The sequence below is a fragment of the Shinella granuli genome (assembly GCF_004341885.1).
Lineage (GTDB): Bacteria > Pseudomonadota > Alphaproteobacteria > Rhizobiales > Rhizobiaceae > Shinella > Shinella granuli.
On record NZ_SLVX01000021.1, the window covers coordinates 65,327 to 80,285 of the forward strand.

Annotated in this window: 18 protein-coding genes; 7 read left to right on the forward strand and 11 right to left on the reverse strand. The window is 65.8% G+C overall.

Features of this window, described 5'->3' with window-relative positions:
- Nucleotides 1-10: 10 nt before the first annotated feature.
- From EV665_RS24755 to EV665_RS24775, 5 genes are all read right to left on the reverse strand, one after another.
- Nucleotides 11-739, reverse strand: a complete 729-nt coding sequence (locus tag EV665_RS24755) for an MBL fold metallo-hydrolase (protein WP_133036086.1) — start codon at nucleotides 737-739, stop codon at nucleotides 11-13.
- A gap of 7 nt (nucleotides 740-746) precedes the next feature.
- A complete protein-coding gene (locus EV665_RS33305) occupies nucleotides 747-1,832 on the reverse strand; it encodes an ABC transporter ATP-binding protein (RefSeq protein ID WP_064333243.1) in 1,086 nt (361 codons plus the stop codon).
- The gene (locus EV665_RS24765) at nucleotides 1,829-2,617 is read right to left on the reverse strand and encodes an ABC transporter permease (RefSeq protein WP_210234670.1); all 789 of its coding nucleotides are present in this window, start codon (nucleotides 2,615-2,617) and stop codon (nucleotides 1,829-1,831) included. Before EV665_RS24765 ends, EV665_RS33305 begins: the two co-directional genes overlap by 4 nt.
- 2 nt (nucleotides 2,618-2,619) lie before the next feature.
- Complete coding sequence (locus EV665_RS24770; protein WP_133036088.1) at nucleotides 2,620-3,483, reverse strand: ABC transporter permease; 864 nt, start codon at nucleotides 3,481-3,483, stop codon at nucleotides 2,620-2,622.
- A 193-nt stretch (nucleotides 3,484-3,676) separates the two neighbouring features.
- Nucleotides 3,677-4,753: an ABC transporter substrate-binding protein gene (locus EV665_RS24775; protein ID WP_133036089.1), complete on the reverse strand. Its 1,077-nt coding sequence runs from the start codon at nucleotides 4,751-4,753 to the stop codon at nucleotides 3,677-3,679.
- A gap of 129 nt (nucleotides 4,754-4,882) precedes the next feature.
- Here EV665_RS24775 and EV665_RS24780 point away from each other — a divergent pair, with 129 nt between their 5' ends.
- Nucleotides 4,883-5,509, forward strand: coding sequence for a TetR/AcrR family transcriptional regulator (locus EV665_RS24780; RefSeq protein WP_064333241.1), 627 nt, complete (start codon nucleotides 4,883-4,885; stop codon nucleotides 5,507-5,509).
- A gap of 19 nt (nucleotides 5,510-5,528) precedes the next feature.
- A complete protein-coding gene (locus EV665_RS24785) occupies nucleotides 5,529-5,921 on the forward strand; it encodes a YybH family protein (protein WP_133036090.1) in 393 nt (130 codons plus the stop codon).
- A gap of 1 nt (nucleotide 5,922) precedes the next feature.
- Here the strand turns inward: EV665_RS24785 and cueR are convergent, their stop codons facing one another.
- The 6 genes from cueR to EV665_RS24810 form a co-directional block, all read right to left on the reverse strand.
- Entirely contained in the window at nucleotides 5,923-6,333 is a 411-nt protein-coding gene (gene cueR, locus EV665_RS24790) for a Cu(I)-responsive transcriptional regulator (RefSeq protein ID WP_133036091.1), read from the reverse strand.
- The gene (locus tag EV665_RS32450) at nucleotides 6,330-6,506 is read right to left on the reverse strand and encodes a hypothetical protein (protein ID WP_162853153.1); all 177 of its coding nucleotides are present in this window, start codon (nucleotides 6,504-6,506) and stop codon (nucleotides 6,330-6,332) included. The genes cueR and EV665_RS32450 overlap by 4 nt, the downstream gene beginning before the upstream one ends.
- Nucleotides 6,507-6,579: 73 nt before the next feature.
- On the reverse strand, nucleotides 6,580-6,795 hold the full coding sequence (locus EV665_RS24795; RefSeq protein ID WP_133036092.1) for a heavy-metal-associated domain-containing protein: 216 nt from the start codon (nucleotides 6,793-6,795) through the stop codon (nucleotides 6,580-6,582).
- 78 nt (nucleotides 6,796-6,873) lie between these two features.
- Nucleotides 6,874-7,341 carry a MarR family winged helix-turn-helix transcriptional regulator gene (locus EV665_RS24800; protein ID WP_162853154.1) on the reverse strand — a complete coding sequence of 156 codons (468 nt, stop codon included), beginning with the start codon at nucleotides 7,339-7,341 and terminating at the stop codon, nucleotides 6,874-6,876.
- Nucleotides 7,342-7,561: 220 nt separating this feature from the next.
- Nucleotides 7,562-8,734 (reverse strand): aminotransferase, encoded by a 1,173-nt coding sequence (locus tag EV665_RS24805; RefSeq protein ID WP_133036094.1) that lies wholly within the window; start codon nucleotides 8,732-8,734, stop codon nucleotides 7,562-7,564.
- 17 nt (nucleotides 8,735-8,751) lie between these two features.
- Nucleotides 8,752-9,768: a LysR substrate-binding domain-containing protein gene (locus EV665_RS24810; protein WP_064333234.1), complete on the reverse strand. Its 1,017-nt coding sequence runs from the start codon at nucleotides 9,766-9,768 to the stop codon at nucleotides 8,752-8,754.
- Nucleotides 9,769-9,951: 183 nt separating this feature from the next.
- Between EV665_RS24810 and speB the strand changes: the two genes are divergently transcribed.
- From speB to EV665_RS24835, 5 genes are all read left to right on the forward strand, one after another.
- The gene (gene speB, locus EV665_RS24815; RefSeq protein WP_133036095.1) at nucleotides 9,952-11,004 is read left to right on the forward strand and encodes an agmatinase; all 1,053 of its coding nucleotides are present in this window, start codon (nucleotides 9,952-9,954) and stop codon (nucleotides 11,002-11,004) included.
- Nucleotides 11,005-11,072: 68 nt separating this feature from the next.
- Nucleotides 11,073-12,161 (forward strand): ABC transporter substrate-binding protein, encoded by a 1,089-nt coding sequence (locus tag EV665_RS24820; protein ID WP_064333305.1) that lies wholly within the window; start codon nucleotides 11,073-11,075, stop codon nucleotides 12,159-12,161.
- A gap of 78 nt (nucleotides 12,162-12,239) precedes the next feature.
- Entirely contained in the window at nucleotides 12,240-13,274 is a 1,035-nt protein-coding gene (locus EV665_RS24825) for an ABC transporter ATP-binding protein (RefSeq protein ID WP_133036096.1), read from the forward strand.
- Nucleotides 13,271-14,125, forward strand: a complete 855-nt coding sequence (locus tag EV665_RS24830; RefSeq protein WP_133036097.1) for an ABC transporter permease — start codon at nucleotides 13,271-13,273, stop codon at nucleotides 14,123-14,125. The genes EV665_RS24825 and EV665_RS24830 overlap by 4 nt, the downstream gene beginning before the upstream one ends.
- Complete coding sequence (locus EV665_RS24835) at nucleotides 14,122-14,919, forward strand: ABC transporter permease (RefSeq protein ID WP_064333230.1); 798 nt, start codon at nucleotides 14,122-14,124, stop codon at nucleotides 14,917-14,919. The genes EV665_RS24830 and EV665_RS24835 overlap by 4 nt, the downstream gene beginning before the upstream one ends.
- The last annotated feature ends 40 nt before the right edge of the window (nucleotides 14,920-14,959 follow it).

Sequence of the window (14,959 nt, forward strand, 5' to 3'; positions counted from 1 at the left end):
TTTTCTCCCGTCACTTCTGTTTTTCATCGAGCCAGCCCCGGATGAGCTGGCGGTAGCGATCGCCACCGAAACTTGGAAAATGGCCGCCATGCACCAGCCGCACCGGCAAGGTCAGGAGGCGCTCCATCGAGGCGAGATAGTCCGCCGCGTCGGAATGGTAGGTATCCTCGATCAGCGGGCCATCGTAGACGATGTCGCCCGAGAAGAGAATTTCGGTCGCCTTCTCATAGAGCGCAATACCACCCGGGGAGTGGCCCGGCGTGTGGATGACCTCGAACCGCCGGTCGCCGAGATCGATGACGTCGCCGTCCTCCAAGATGCGCGTCGCCGGCGCCTTCTTCACCGCGTAGCATTTCGAGCAATAGGGCTCGGGCGGCAGCGCGTCGAAGATTTCGTCGGTGACATAGGGGTCTGCGAGCGTGTTCTGTCGCGTCGGATCGGCGAGGAGATCGGCCTCGGCGGCGTGCACGGCCCGGCACTCGAATTCGTGATGGCAGCCGATATGGTCGAAATGCGTGTGGCTCGCCACCGCGATCAGGTCGCGCTCGGTGACGAGCGGCACCCATTCGCGCAAGGAGACGACGCCCATGCCGCTGTCGACCAGCATGTCCCGGGCGCGGCCGCGCACATGCCAGACATTGCAGCGGTAGAATTCCTGGATATAGGGCTCGCTTATCGCGGTCACGCCGTCGTCGAGGCGACGCACGCTGTACCAATCCTCCGGGCGGATGCGCTGCATATGATCCTCAAACTCCCGCTCCGTCCTGAAGCACGACGATGCTATCTGCCTTCAGCCGAAGGTCAAGCTCCGTGCCGACCTCCGGATTGTCCGTCTGCGGCAGGTGGGCGGTGAGCACCGTGCCGTCCGCCGCGACATGGCAGCGGTGATGCGTGCCGAAGAAGGCGCTGCCGGTGATGCGGCCGCGCCCGAGCGAGACGGTCGGCACCGATGCGCCGGCACCGCGGAAATGTTCCGGGCGGATGCAGAGCGTGACGTCGCGGCCCGCGGCCGGCACGCCGGACACGAAGGCCGACGCGGGCAGGGCGACCCGGCCGAGGGCGGTCTCAACCTCAGCCTCGTTTGCCGCCGTGCCGCGCATCCTGGCGGGCAGGAAATTCACCTCGCCCATGAAGCCGGCGGAAAACAGCGAGCGCGGCCGCATGTAGATCGAGGCGGGCGTGCCGACATCCTCGATGCGGCCCTTGTTCATCACGACGATGCGGTCGGCGATCGCCATCGCCTCCTCCTGGTCGTGGGTGACGTGCACGAAGGTGGTGCCGACGCGCTTCTGGATGGCCTTCAACTCGTCCTGCATCTGTCGGCGCAGCTTCAGGTCGAGCGCGCCGAGCGGCTCGTCGAGCAGCAGCACGTCGGGATCGACCGCCAGCGCCCGGGCGAGCGCCACGCGCTGCCGCTGGCCGCCCGACAGTTCGTGCGGCTTTTTTGCCGAGGAGGCTCTGAGGCCGACGAGGTCGAGATAGGAGAAGGCCTTCTCGTGCCGCTCGGCCCGCGCCATGCCGCGCATCCGCAGCCCGAAGCCGACATTGTCGCGCAGGCACATATGCGGGAAGAGCGCATAATCCTGGAACATGGTGGTCGTCGGGCGTTTCGCGGGGGAGACATGCGTCATGTCGCGCCCGCCGATCGCGATCGTGCCCGAGGTCGGCTCGACGAAGCCGCCGAGGATGGAGAGCAGGGTCGTCTTGCCGCAGCCGGAGGGGCCGAGCAGCACGATGAACTCGCCCGCGGCGATATCGAGCGAGACGTCGTCGAGCGCGCGGAAAGCACCGAAGACCTTCGTGGCATTGCGGATGGAGACGTCGGCGGTCATGAGGATTTCCCGGTTTTGCGGAAGACGGCGAGTTCCATGACGATGAGGAACGCGACCGAGATGAGGAAGACGACGGAGCCGATGGCATTGGTCCTGGGATCGAGGCCGGAGCGCAGCATGCTCCAGATCTCGACCGGCAGCGTCACGTCGAAGCGCGACAGCAGGAAGGCGACGATGAACTCGTCCCAACTGAAGGTGACGGAGAGGAAGAAGGCCGCAAGGATCGAGGGCAGCAGCATGGGGGCCGTGACGAGCAGCATGACCTGCCAGTCCCGCGCGCCGAGATCGCGCGCCGCCCGCTCGATGTTCACCTGGTGCCCGCCCATCGAGGCATAGATGATGGCAAAGCAGAGCGGCAGGTTGATCACCACATGGCCGATGCCGACCGTGACGAGCGAGAGGCGCAGGCCCGTGAGGTTCAGCACCGAGAGCAGGCCGAGGCCGATGATCAGCGTGCTCACCGTCATCGGCGCGACGATGAGGCTGCGCAGGAGGGCGGAGGCGGGGAGCGTGTAGCGCGCGAAGGCATAGGCGGCGAGGAAGCCGAGCAGGCAGGCGATCGCCGAGGAGACGACGGCGACGACGAGCGAGTTGCCGAGCGCAGCCATCAGCTTGCCGTCGGAAAAGACCGCCTCGTACCAGCGCAGCGTCAGGCCGTTCAGCGGCGGCACGGGCAGCGTGCCGTCCTGGAAGGAGAAGAGCACGAGCACGACGACGGGCAGGAAGATGAAGAGATAGAGGAGGCCGGCATAGAGCGCGGCAAGCGCGGTGGTGAGATGCCGCATGGTCAGGTCCTCTCCATCTTCAGCCAGCGGGCGCAGGCGATGTAGGCGAGCGTGACGACGACCATCAGCACCAGCGAGAGCGCGGCCGCCATCGGGAAATCCGCCCGCCGGCCGAGCTGCAGCATGATGACCTGCGGCAGGACCAGTTCATTGTTGCCGCCGAGAATCTGCGGCGTGATGTAGTCGCCGATGCACAGGACGAAGGTGAGGAAGGCGCCGACCATGATGCCCGGCAGCGTCAGCGGCAGCACGACATGCCAGAACGTCTGGAAGGCGTTCGCGCCAAGGTCTGCCGCCGCGCGGCGATAGTTCGGCGAAAGCTGGATGAGGTTGGCATAGATCGTCAGCGTCAGCAGCATGACGAAGAAATGCACGAAGCCGATGATCGTGCCGGTGCGGTTCGCCGACAGTTCCAGCGGCTCGGCGATGATGCCGAGGGCGAGAAGCGCCTGGTTGACGACGCCGCCCTTGGAGAGCACCAGCAGCCAGGAATAGGAGCGTACGACATAGGAGGTCCAGAAGGGCAGGATCGCCATGACGAGGGCAAAACGCTGCCATTTCTTCGGCACCCGCTCGGCGATGATCCAGGCGAGCGGATAGGCGAGCAGGACGGAGATGACGGTGACGGCCGCCGTGATCTCCAGCGAGACGACCAGCCCCTTGAAGAGATGCGCCTTCTCGAAGAAGGCGATGTAATTGTCGAGCGTCCAGGTCGCGACGATCTCCCGCCCCTGCCGCGTCCACAGGCTGATCGCGGCCATGTAGGCGAAGGGCACGAGGAAGAAGAAGCCCGTCCAGAGCAGCGCCGGCAGGGCAAAGGCCCAGGCCTTGCGGCGCTCCGCGCGTTCGAGGGCAGTGGCGGTCATCGTCGTGGTTCCTCGTTCCGGTCGCGCCGTGTGGTCTGGATCCTCGGGTCGAGCCCGAGGATGACGAAAGGAGAGGGTTTTGGCGGCTAGAGCGACAGCACAGCATGCCGCGCCGTTCGATGGGTAGGCGACACCCACCTCCCCACCGTCATCCTCGGGCTCGACCCGAGGATCCACCCATCCCCTCGACCTTTTACTGCTGCAGCATCTCCGTCCAGACATCCTGCATCGCCGCATCCATGTCGGCATCGGCGACCGGATAGAGCTGCGAGTTCTTCAGGTAGTCCGGCTGCCGGTCCCAGCGCAGCGCCGTCTTCTGCTGTTCGGTCAGGTGCTCGCCCGCCTTGGCGTTCGCCGGCATCGCCCAGTAGCAGGAGGAGGTGGCAAGCCGTGCCTGCCCCTCGGGGCTGACGATGTACTGCACGAATTTCAGCGCGAGATCCGGCTTTCCGGAATCCTTGAAGACGCCGATCGACTGCGCCCAGCGCAACGCGCCCTGCTTCGGGATCGTCCAGTCAAGGTCCGGCTTTTCCGCCGAAAGGCCGGCCGTCAGCCATTCACCGCCCCCGACGACGATGTCCACCTCGCCGGTCGCCAGCGCCGTCTGCGAGGCGACGACGTCGCTCACCTGGCGGGCGACCTTCTTCATCTCGAACAGCTTTTCCTTGATCGCCGGCAGGTCGTCCTGCGTCAGGTCCGCCGTCTTCTTGCCGATGCCGACGCCGGTGAGGCCGACCATCGGCAGGTAATAGTCATAGAGCGCGATGCGGCCCTTGTACTTTTCCGACCAGATGACCGAGAGATCGTCCATGTCGGCGGGGTCGACCTTCGTCTTGTCGTAGGAGATCGTGTTGTAGCCGAACTTTTCCGTGACGGCGTAGACCTTGCCGTCCTTGGTGGTCGTCTCCTCCATGCGCACTTCCGGGAAGAGGTCGCCGAGCGGCAGTTTATCGGCCGGCATCTCGCCGAGGATCTCCATGTCGATGGCGCGCGGCACGTCGACGGCGTCGATGACCAGCACGTCCCAGTCCCCGGGACGGGACTGCTCGATGATCGAGATCGCCGCGCCCGTGCCCTCGTATTCCTTGAGGTTGACCTTGACGTTGTTGGCCTTCTCGAACGGCTCGACCAGCGCGGGGTCGGTGTGGTCGCACCAGACGAGCGCGTTCAGCTCGTCCTGCGCCAGGGCGCCGGCCGGTGACAGCGTGACGGCGGCGGCGGTGGCAAGGAGCATGCGGCGGACGAGCCCGCCCGAAACGGTTGTCTTCATCGTCTTTCCCTCTGGCTGCAGGCTTTCGGCCTGGCGGATGACACTCATTGACGGTGCCTTGAGAAAAAGATTGAACGAGTTCATTTTTTAAGTCAATCTCATTTTTGAGGAGATTCCAACGGAGGTTCCATGGCCGGATTGCGCGCGAAACAGAAGGCGGACAGAACACGCCGCATCCTCGAAGCCGCGACGACGCTGTTCCGCCGCGAAGGCTATGACAGCGCGCGCATCGAGGACATCGCCGAGATGGCGGAGGTCTCCGTCGGCACACTCTACAACTATTACCAGAACAAGGGCGACATCCTGGTCGCCACCGTCGCCATGGAGGTGACGGAGGTGCTGGAGGGTGGCGCGCGCATCGTCGCCAATCCGCCGCTGAACGTGGCCGAGGCGCTGCGCACGCTGATCGAGCAGTATTACGACCACTCGCTCTACTATCTCTCCAAGGAGATGTGGCGCACCGCCATGGCGATCTCCATCCAGCAGCCCGACACGCCGCTCTCCCGGCGCTATACCGAGCTCGACGGCCAGCTCTGCGCGCAGGTCATCCGCCTCGTCGAGACATTGCAGGCCCGCGGCGTCGTCCAGGCCGGCGTCGACGCCAGGGCGATGGGCGAGGTGTTCTTCAACAATCTCAACATGATGTTCATCGAGTTCTGCAAGGTGGACGCCATGGCGCTGGAAGAACTGAAGGCCCGCGTCAACGCCCAGCACGAGCCCATCGCCGCCCTCATCAGCAGCATCAAGATCGTCTGAGCGACAGGAAGCCTCCCGCATGACCGAACCGCAATCCGCCGTCCTTGCCGCCGCCGACGCGCTGGTCGCCGCCTTCGCGCGGCACGACCGCAAGGCCTATTTCGCCGCTTTTGCCGAGGAGGCGAGCTTCCTCTTCTATAATCTCGACCGCCGCCTCGAAAGCCGCGCCGCCTACGAGGCCGAATGGACCCTCTGGGAGGAGCGCGACGGTTTCCGCGTGCTCGCCTGCCGCTCGACGGATCGCAACGTGCAGTTCGCCGGCGACGCCGCGATCTTCACCCACGCCGTCGAGACCGACCTTTCGATCGGCGGCGAGACGGTGACGAACAACGAGCGCGAGACCATCGTTTTCACCCGAGATCCCTCCGGCCGCTGGCTCGCGATCCACGAGCACCTGTCGCCCGCGGCCTGAGTCAGCAACATTTCTCCTCGGCCATGCCGGTCGCAAGCTGTTCGAGGATCGGGCAGTCCGGCCGGTCGTCGCCGTGGCAATGGGCGGAGAGGTGCTCCAGCGTGTGCACCATCTCCTGCAGCAGGCGCATCTTTTCCTTCATCTCCGCGACATGCTGGCTGGCGATGCGCTTGACGTCGCCGGAGGCGCGCGCGCGGTCCTGCCAGAGCGCCAGGAGGTCGCGGATCTGGGCGATGGAAAAGCCGAGATCGCGCGCCCGGCGGATGAAGGAGAGCGTCGAGAGGTCCTTCGGGCCGTAGACGCGGTAGCCCGCCCCCGTGCGGCCGGCCGCGCGAACGAGGCCGATCTGCTCGTAATGCCGGATCATCTTGGCGGTGACGCCCGTCGCCTCCGCCGCCTCGCCGATGTTCATGCGCGATCTCCCTTGCCGAAAGCGGGACGGAAGCGCATCAGGCGCAGCGCATCGGCGACGACGAACGCGCCCGGCGCCGTCTCGCGGGTCCCTTCCGCCCGGCGCCGCCAGGGCGCGCCATTCCTGTCCGCGATGGAAAGCGTGATCGTCCGCCGGTCTGCCGTGGTGAGCATGGTGCACCTTTCATCCTTTATCGGATAGATCGTGCACCTTCCTATCATGTCAAGGTCAAGGGCTTCTTGACGCTCAGGCAGCATCGACCGGCGAATAGCCCTCCGCCGCGATGACGGAGGCGACGGCGGCGCGGTCGCCGGCATTTTCGACCAAGACGCGCTGGGCGTCGAGATCGATCTCGACCCTGGCGGCCGGATAGGCGGAAAGAACGGCACCGGTGATCGCCTTGGCACAATGACCGCAGGTCATGTCCGGAACGGTGAAGGCGAGGGGGGCATTGCCACGCATGAAGAAACTCCTGATTTGCTTTGCCAAGCAGAAACCTTCCCGCATGGCAAGGTCAAGCCTGCTCGTTCCGGGCGGCGCTCAGCCGAAAAGACGCGAGAGAAGGACGAGAAACTGGTCGCGCGCGCGGGTGCCGCCGAGCCGTTCCAGACAATCGGCCTCGAAATCCGCCTCGGCCTTGCGGGCATCGGCAAGCAGGCTGGCCCCGGCGGGCGTGATGTAGAGGGCATGGGACCGCCGGTCGTTCGGCGCATTGCGGCGCTCTATCAGGCTGCGCCCTTCGAGAACATTCGTCAGCGACACGAAATTCGCCCGCTGGACACCCATCGCCGCCGCAATCTCCGATTGCTTTCGCCCTGGCACTTCCGCGATCAGGGCAAGGGCGGTGAACTCGCCCGGGCGCAGGTTCACGCGGGAAAAGTAGAAGAGGAAACGATGGGTGAACTGGCCATGCGCGCGCCGGAGCTGGTGCGCCACGCTTTGCGCCACCGCGCAGGCATCGAGGGCGTTCGAGGCCGGAGCTTCGTAAGTTTCGCTTATTTTTTCCATGGCTTGGCGCCCCCTGCCTGCGACCGGAAGGGTCCCGGCCCTCAGCACCTTTAGGACCATAGGAGCAACCGGGAAGGACGCAAGACCACAATTGCGTGATTGCGGCATTTTTCTCACGCAATCATGAGGCGAGGAATGGTTTTGCCGAATTCCAGGCGCCCATCGACGCCTGGGGTTTATATGAACACTCCATTACTCAACCAAAAATGTAGACGCCCCTTCAATCCAGGGCGAATCGGTTAAGGCGGTCCTGCAGCAGCCCGATCGTCGCCACATCGGCATTGGCGAAGGCGAAACGGAGATATCCTTCCTGCCGTGCGCCGAAATAGCTGCCGGGCAGGCAGAGGATGCCCGCCTCCTTGGCCAGCTTTTCGGCGACCCGCGCGGAGGGCGTTTCGCCGAAGGGGTGGCCGATGAAGGCGAAGTAGGCGCCGACCGCGCCGACACGCCAGGCCGGGGCGCCGGCCATGGTCGCAAGCAGCGCGTCCACCCGCCGGGCGATCTCCCGGCGGTTCTCCTCGCGCCAGCCGGCCAGGAGCGGCAGGGCCGTGGCGACGGCGGCCTGGGCGGAGCGCGGCGGGCAGATCTGCAGGTTGTCCATGATCTTCGCCACCTGCTCGACCACGCCGGCACCCGCCGTGATCGCGCCGAGGCGATGGCCGGGAATGCAGAAGGATTTCGAGAAGCTGTAGAGGCCGATCAGCGTGTCCTCCCAGCCCGGCCGGCCGAACAGGTCGTGCGGCCGGCCGGCGCCCAACGGCAGGAAGTCGCGATAGGTCTCGTCGAGGATGAGCCAGATGCCGCGGGCGGCGCAGAGGTCGTAGATCCTCGCCAGCAGGTCCGCCGGATAGACGGCGCCGGTCGGGTTGTTCGGCGAGACGAGCGCAACGGCGCGCACGTCCGGCGTGATGGCGGAAGCCAGCGCCTCGACATCCGGCAGGAACCCGTTGGCGGGGTCGCAGGCGGCAAACCGGGTCTTGATGCCCAGCATGGCGAGCGTCGTTTCCTGGTTGAAATAGTAGGGATCGGTCATCAGCACCGCATCGCCGGCCCCGGCGATCGCCATGGCGGCGCAGATGAAGGCCTGGTTGCAGCCGGACGTGATGTGGACGTTGCCGGCCGCGATCGCCGCGCCGTAGGTTTCCGCCACATGCTGCCCATAGGCCGTGCGCAGGCTGTCCTCGCCCTCGATCGGGCCGTAGCCGGTATAGGCACGCGAGGCGGCATATTCGCCGAGCAGGCGCAGCATGTCGGGATGCGGCGGATAGCCGGGCACGGCCTGCGACAGGTCGATCATCGGGCCGCTGCGGCCGTCATAGGCATTGCCCCAGGCGAAGACGGAGGGGATCGGCGGGGCGGCGAGGGTTTCGACGAGCGGATTGAAGCGGGGCATGGTCATTTCCGTGGCGGTCAGGCGCGGGTTTTGCGCTGGGGGTTGGAGGGCGTGCGGCGCTTGGCCGGGATTGCGGCCGAGTGGTGGTTTTCCCCCGTCCGGCCGCTGCGGCTGCGCAAAATCATGCGGGCGGAGGTCTGCGGCTCGGGCAGGCTCTCTTCGAGCGAGGCGAAGAGCCAGTCGATGAACACCTTGGCGATCGGCGCCTGGCGCACCGATTGCCGGCAGGCGACGTAAAAGGCGTCGTTCGCCGGCACCGTCAGGTCGAAGGGCACGACCAGTTCGCCGCGGGCGATGAGATGGCTGGCGGTGATCGTGTCGCCGAGGGCGACGCCCTGGCCATGCAGCGCCGCCTCGGTGGAAAGGCGGGCATCGCTCATGAAATGCTGGCGCCCGCGCACCACGTCGATCGCATCGGCGGCCGCCAGCCAGGTGTTCCATTCGCGCCCGTCGTCGCCGTGGAACAGCGTGTGGTCGGAAAGATCGCGCACCGAGCGCAGCGGCCGGCTGTTGAGCAGCGTGGGGCTGGCGACCGGAAAGAGCTTGAGATGCGACCAGAGCCGCGTCCAGCAGTCCGGCCAGTTGCCGTCGCCGTAGAGCACGCTGACATCCGTGTCGAGCGACCGCAGATTGTCCGGATCGTTGGAGGCGATCAGCGTGACGCGCACGCCGGGAAACTGGTCGGTGAAGGTGTTGAGGCGCGGGATGAGCCAGAGCGACAAGAGGGCTGGCACGCAGGTGACGGTGAGGTCGCCGCGGGTCTCCGGCTGCTTCATCAAGGCTGTCGCGGCGGCGATCTCGCCGAAGGCATTGGTGACGGCCGGCAGCAGCAGCGCGCCCTGCGGCGTCAGCTTCAGCCGCTTGCCGCCGCGCTCGAAAAGCGCCGTGCCCAGCGATTCCTCCAGCGCCCGGATCTGGTGACTGACCGCGCCATGGGTGACGTTCAGCTCCCGCGCGGCAGCCGAAACCGCGCCCCGGCGGGCGGTCGCCTCGAAGGCGCGAAGCGGATTGAGCGGCGGCAGGCGCGAGGCCATGGAGGGCGGTTCCAATATGTGAGTTTTTCTCACGCAAACCGCTATAACAATGTCAATTGCTTTTCCAGCCGTTTTATTACGATACTGTGAAGAACGAGGGCAAAGCCCCGGGGGAACTTCACTTGGCTCGCTTCTGCTCCGGTCCCCGGTCTGCCCGCATTTCCGAAAGGTGAGGTAGAGACGATGGGCGACAGCAAACTCGACGAACTCAAGGCGAAATACGGCGCGAGCCACGGCGGCGAACTGTTCGACCCCGCCTTCCGCAAGGTCGCCGACAAGATCTTCACCAAGAGCGGCTCGCGCCTTGCCCCCTATGCCGGGGTGCCGACCTTCCTTTCCGCGCCCTACATGCCGGTCGATGCAGAAAACCCGGATTTCGGCAACCTCCAGGTCGCCATCACCGGCGTGCCGATGGATCTCGGCGTCACCAACCGCCCCGGCTCGCGCTTCGGGCCGCGCGCCATGCGCACCATCGAGCGCATCGGCCCCTACAACCACGTGCTCGACTGCGCCCCGGTGCAGGAGCTGCGCGTGGCCGATATCGGCGACGTGCCCTTCCAGAGCCGCTACCGCCTGGAACTCAGCCATGACGACATCGAGAAGCGCTTCAACCAGATCGTCGATGCCGGGGTGATCCCGCTCGCCGTCGGCGGTGACCACTCGATCACCCATCCGATCATGAAGGCCCTCGGCAAGAAAGAGCCGGTCGGCATGATCCATATCGACGCCCATTGCGATACCGGCGGCGCCTTCGATCAGACGAAGTTCCACCATGGCGGTCCGTTCCGCAACGCCGTGCTCGACGGCGTGCTCGACCCGACCCGCACGATCCAGATCGGCATCCGCGGCTCGTCGGAATATCTCTGGGAGTTCTCCTACGAGTCCGGCATGACCGTCATCCACGCCGAAGAGGTGAGCGGCCTCGGCATCCCGGCCATCATCGAGAAGGCGAAGGCGATCGTCGGCGACGGGCCGACCTATCTGTCCTTCGACATCGACAGCCTCGACCCGAGCTTTGCGCCCGGCACGGGCACGCCGGAGATCGGCGGCCTGACGAGCCGCGAGGTGCTGGAGCTGGTCCGCGGCCTCAAGGGCATCAACCTCGTCGGCGGCGACGTCGTGGAGGTCGCCCCGCAATACGACGCGACGACCAACACCGCCCATGCCGGCGCGCAGGTGCTGTTCGAAATTCTGAGCCTGATGGTTTTCAGCCCTTCCGTGGCCCGGACCGCCTGACATACAATAGCAACAACGGGAACGCACCGGCCGGATCGATCGGCTGGTCTAACAGGAGAAAGATGACGATGCGTGACATCCTCAAGACCAATGTCAGCCGCCGCGCGGTGCTGGGCGCCGGCGTCGCCGGTGCCTCGCTGCTGGCCATGCCGGCCGTGCTGCGCGCCCAGGACAAGTCGCTGAAGGTCGGCGTCTATGGCGGCTACTTCAAGGATTCCTTCGACAAGAACATCTTTGCCGATTTCACCAAGGAGACGGGCATCGCCATCGAGTCGGTCGCCGAGCCGACCGGCGAGGCCTGGCTCGTGCAGCTCGAACAGGCCGCCAAGGCCGGCCAGGCGCCGGCCGACGTCTCGATGATGTCGCAGGTCGCCATGCTGAAGGGCCAGTCGACCGAGCTCTGGGCCGCCCTCGACACGGCCAAGATCCCGAACGCGACGAACCTCATCGACCATTTCGTCAACAAGTATCCGGATGGCCGCATCGCCGGCATCGGCGCCGTCGCCTGGTACATCACGCTCGTCACCAACACGGACGTCTACAAGGAAGCCCCGACCTCCTGGAATGCGCTGTGGGATCCGGCCAACGCCGACAAGCTCGGCCTGCTCGCACTCGTCTCCAACTCCTTCCTGCTCGAAGTGACGGCCAAGACCCATTTCGGCGGCACCAACGCGCTCGACACCGAGGAAGGCCTCGTCAAGGCCTTCGAGAAGCTCGCCGAAGTCAAGCCGAACGTGCGCCTGTGGTATCGCGACGAGGCGCAGTTCGAGCAGTCGCTGAAGTCGGGCGAAATCCCGATGGGCCAGTATTACCACGACGTGACGGGCCTTGCCGCCGCCGATGGCCAGCCGGTCCGTTCCACCTTCCCGCAGGAAGGCGGCATCATGGATTCCGGCTGCTGGGCGTTGTCGCGCGCCTCGGAAAAGGTCGAGGAAGCCCATACCTTCATCAACTACATGTGCCAGCCGCAGATCCAGTCGCTGCTGTCGCGCAAGGTCGGCACCGCCCCGACCGTCAAGCGCGACCTTCTCGACCTGACGGCCGAGGAGTTCGCCGCGGTTTCCTCGGACATCGAGCCGATCATCCCGCGCTACGACCTCTACACGTCCAAGGCCGACTGGCTGAACCAGAAGTGGACGGAGATGATCGCCGGCTGAGCCGCGTCGTCCACCATTCGACCGGCCGGCTGGAACATCAGCCGGCCGGCCCCAAACCGTAAGCCGAGCGGAGCCCCAATGTCCGGATTGACCCTCCAGAATATCGTCAAGCAGTTCGGCACCTTCACCGCCGTCAGGAATGTCGAGCTGACCGTGCCGCACGGCACCTTCGTCTGCCTCCTCGGTCCTTCCGGCTGCGGCAAGACGACCTTGATGCGCATGGTCGCCGGCCTCGACCTTCCGACGAGCGGCGCGATCAGGCTCGACGGCAAGGACATCACCAATGTCCCCACCCACAAGCGCGATCTCGGCATGGTCTTCCAGTCGCTGGCGCTTTTCCCGCACCTGACGGTCGGCGAGAACATCGCCTATTCGCTGCGCATCCGCGGCGCGAGCAAGGAAGAACAAAAGAAGCGCGTCGACGAGCTGCTCGCGATGATCCATCTTGCGGGCTACGCCGACCGCCCGGTCGCAAAGCTCTCCGGCGGCCAGCGCCAGCGCGTCGCGATCGCCCGCGCGCTCGCCATCTCGCCGAAACTCTTCCTGCTTGACGAACCGCTCTCCGCGCTCGACGCCAAGCTGCGCGAGGCCATGCAGGTGGAGCTGCGCCAACTCCAGCAGCGTCTCGGCATCACCACCATCGTCGTCACCCACGACCAGCGCGAGGCCATGACCATGGCCGACACGGTCGTCGTGATGAACGGCGGCGAGATCCGCCAGGCCGCCCCGCCGGTGGAGATCTACCGCCGCCCGGCCGATACCTTCGTCGCCGATTTCATCGGCATGACCAACCTCATCGATTTTTCCGCAGACGGGACCGGCGCCAGCGTGCTCGGCGCCTCGATGCCGGGCCTCGCCATTCCGGCAGGCCTCAAGTCCGGCATCCTGTCGGTGCGCCCGGAAGACGTGCACCTCACCGCGCCCGGCAATGCGCCGATATCCGGCACCGTCACCTTCGTGCGCGATCTCGGCGGCACGATCGAGACCTTCGTGGAAGCCGCCGGCAAGCAGGTCGTCGCCGTCTCCATGCCGAATGCGCGGCCCGATGTCGCCGTCGGCCAGACCGTCGGCCTCCAGCTCAACCCTGATGATTGCGTGGTGCTGAAGTCATGAGACGCGAGCCTCCGCAAAAACTCGCCGACTACGGCCCGCTGTTCTTCCCCGCGGGCATGCTGATCGTCTTCTTCGTCGTGCCCTTCGCGACGATGATCGCCGTCTCCTTCTTCCGCCGTGATCCGGCGGGCTTCTATTCGCCCGATTTCGTCTTCGACAACTATGCCCGGTTCCTGAGCCTGTTCTTCGGCAAGGTGCTCGGCTTCTCGCTGTTCCTCGCCGTCGCGGTCGCCATCTGCTGCGTCGTGCTCGCCGTGCCCTTCACCTACCTCCTCTCGCGCGCCAAGCGGAAGACCCAGGTGCTCTGGCTGGTGGCGCTGCTCTCCATCCTCTCGCTGTCGGAAGTCATCATCGGCTTTGCCTGGTCGACGCTGTTCTCGCGCACCGCCGGCATCACCAACCTCCTCGTGATGGTCGGCATCATGAACGAGGCGGTGGCACTCAATCCGAGCTTCGGCGCGGTGCTGACCGCCATGGTCTACCAGGCGCTGCCCTATACGGTGCTGGTGCTCTATCCCGCCCTCGTGCGGCTCGACCCGACCCTGACGGAGGCCGCGCGCACGCTCGGCGCCTCGCCGGTCAAGGCCTTCTTCACCGTCGTCGTGCCGGCGCTCAGGAACACCATCGTCGCCACGCTGATCATGGTCTTCATCTTCGCGCTCGGCTCCTACCTGCTGCCGCAGATCCTCGGCCGGCCGCAGCACTGGACGCTCTCGGTGCTCATCACCGACCAGGCGATCTACCAGTCCAACATGCCGTTCGCCGCCGCCATGGCCGTGTTCCTGGTGCTCGTCACGCTCGGCCTCGTCGCACTCACGGTCTATGCCGGCCGCAAGGGAGAAGCCGCATGAACGCGCTGCTGCAGAAGGTCTATTTCGGCCTTGTCGGCCTCTTCCTGTCGCTGCCGATCATCGTCGTGGCCGGCGTCTCGGTCAACGAGAAGCAGACGCTCGCCTTCCCGCCGCAGGGCTTTTCGCTCGGCTGGTACGGCGAGATCTTCACCAATGCCGAGTGGCGCAACGCGCTCTTCGCCTCGATCACGCTGGCCGCCCTCTCGGCGGCGGTGGCGCTTCTCATCGCCCTGCCGCTCGCCTGGTTCCTCTGGCGGCGCCATGCCCCCTGGGCGAACATCTTCCAACTGCTCGGCGTCGCGCCCTTCACGCTGCCGCCGGTCATCACGGCGCTCGGCCTGCTCACCTTCTGGGCAACGACCGGCTTCTACGGCCAGCCGGCGACCGCGGTGATCAGCCATGCGATCTTCTTCGTGACGCTGCCGCTGGTGACGCTGTCGCTCGGCTTCTCCTCCATCGACCGCTCGCTTGTGGAAGCGGCCGCGACGATGGGTGCCGACGATCGCACGATCTTCCGCACGGTGGTCCTGCCGCTGATCCTGCCCTATCTGGTCTCCGGCTATGCGTTTGCCTTCGTCCTGTCGCTCAACGAATATATCGTGGCCTACATGACGGTCGGCTTCACGATGGAGACGCTGCCCATCAAGATCTTCAACGCCCTGCGCTATGGCTACACGCCGACCATGGCCTCGGTCACGATCCTCTTCGTCGCGATCGCCGCCACCATCTTCGGCCTCGTCGCCCGCTTCGGCGACCTGCCGAAGCTGCTCGGCGCCATGTCGTCGCGGGATTAGCAGCCGGCCCGGCGACGGTGTACTATAGCCGAGCGGAACG

What these genes read in the sequence shown, in the direction of transcription:
- speB (WP_133036095.1), top strand. Translation starts at nt 9,952, where the DNA reads ATGGGCGACAGCAAACTCGACGAACTCAAGGCGAAATACGGCGCGAGC.
- EV665_RS24835 (WP_064333230.1), top strand. Translation starts at nt 14,122, where the DNA reads ATGAACGCGCTGCTGCAGAAGGTCTATTTCGGCCTTGTCGGCCTCTTC.
- EV665_RS32450 (WP_162853153.1), bottom strand. Translation starts at nt 6,506, where the DNA reads ATGCTCACCACGGCAGACCGGCGGACGATCACGCTTTCCATCGCGGAC.
- cueR (WP_133036091.1), bottom strand. Translation starts at nt 6,333, where the DNA reads ATGAACATCGGCGAGGCGGCGGAGGCGACGGGCGTCACCGCCAAGATG.
- EV665_RS24765 (WP_210234670.1), bottom strand. Translation starts at nt 2,617, where the DNA reads ATGCGGCATCTCACCACCGCGCTTGCCGCGCTCTATGCCGGCCTCCTC.
- EV665_RS24780 (WP_064333241.1), top strand. Translation starts at nt 4,883, where the DNA reads ATGGCCGGATTGCGCGCGAAACAGAAGGCGGACAGAACACGCCGCATC.
- EV665_RS24770 (WP_133036088.1), bottom strand. Translation starts at nt 3,483, where the DNA reads ATGACCGCCACTGCCCTCGAACGCGCGGAGCGCCGCAAGGCCTGGGCC.
- EV665_RS24810 (WP_064333234.1), bottom strand. Translation starts at nt 9,768, where the DNA reads ATGGCCTCGCGCCTGCCGCCGCTCAATCCGCTTCGCGCCTTCGAGGCG.
- EV665_RS24775 (WP_133036089.1), bottom strand. Translation starts at nt 4,753, where the DNA reads ATGAAGACAACCGTTTCGGGCGGGCTCGTCCGCCGCATGCTCCTTGCC.
- EV665_RS24785 (WP_133036090.1), top strand. Translation starts at nt 5,529, where the DNA reads ATGACCGAACCGCAATCCGCCGTCCTTGCCGCCGCCGACGCGCTGGTC.
- EV665_RS24830 (WP_133036097.1), top strand. Translation starts at nt 13,271, where the DNA reads ATGAGACGCGAGCCTCCGCAAAAACTCGCCGACTACGGCCCGCTGTTC.
- EV665_RS24805 (WP_133036094.1), bottom strand. Translation starts at nt 8,734, where the DNA reads ATGCCCCGCTTCAATCCGCTCGTCGAAACCCTCGCCGCCCCGCCGATC.
- EV665_RS24825 (WP_133036096.1), top strand. Translation starts at nt 12,240, where the DNA reads ATGTCCGGATTGACCCTCCAGAATATCGTCAAGCAGTTCGGCACCTTC.
- EV665_RS24755 (WP_133036086.1), bottom strand. Translation starts at nt 739, where the DNA reads ATGCAGCGCATCCGCCCGGAGGATTGGTACAGCGTGCGTCGCCTCGAC.
- EV665_RS24800 (WP_162853154.1), bottom strand. Translation starts at nt 7,341, where the DNA reads ATGGAAAAAATAAGCGAAACTTACGAAGCTCCGGCCTCGAACGCCCTC.
- EV665_RS33305 (WP_064333243.1), bottom strand. Translation starts at nt 1,832, where the DNA reads ATGACCGCCGACGTCTCCATCCGCAATGCCACGAAGGTCTTCGGTGCT.
- EV665_RS24820 (WP_064333305.1), top strand. Translation starts at nt 11,073, where the DNA reads ATGCGTGACATCCTCAAGACCAATGTCAGCCGCCGCGCGGTGCTGGGC.
- EV665_RS24795 (WP_133036092.1), bottom strand. Translation starts at nt 6,795, where the DNA reads ATGCGTGGCAATGCCCCCCTCGCCTTCACCGTTCCGGACATGACCTGC.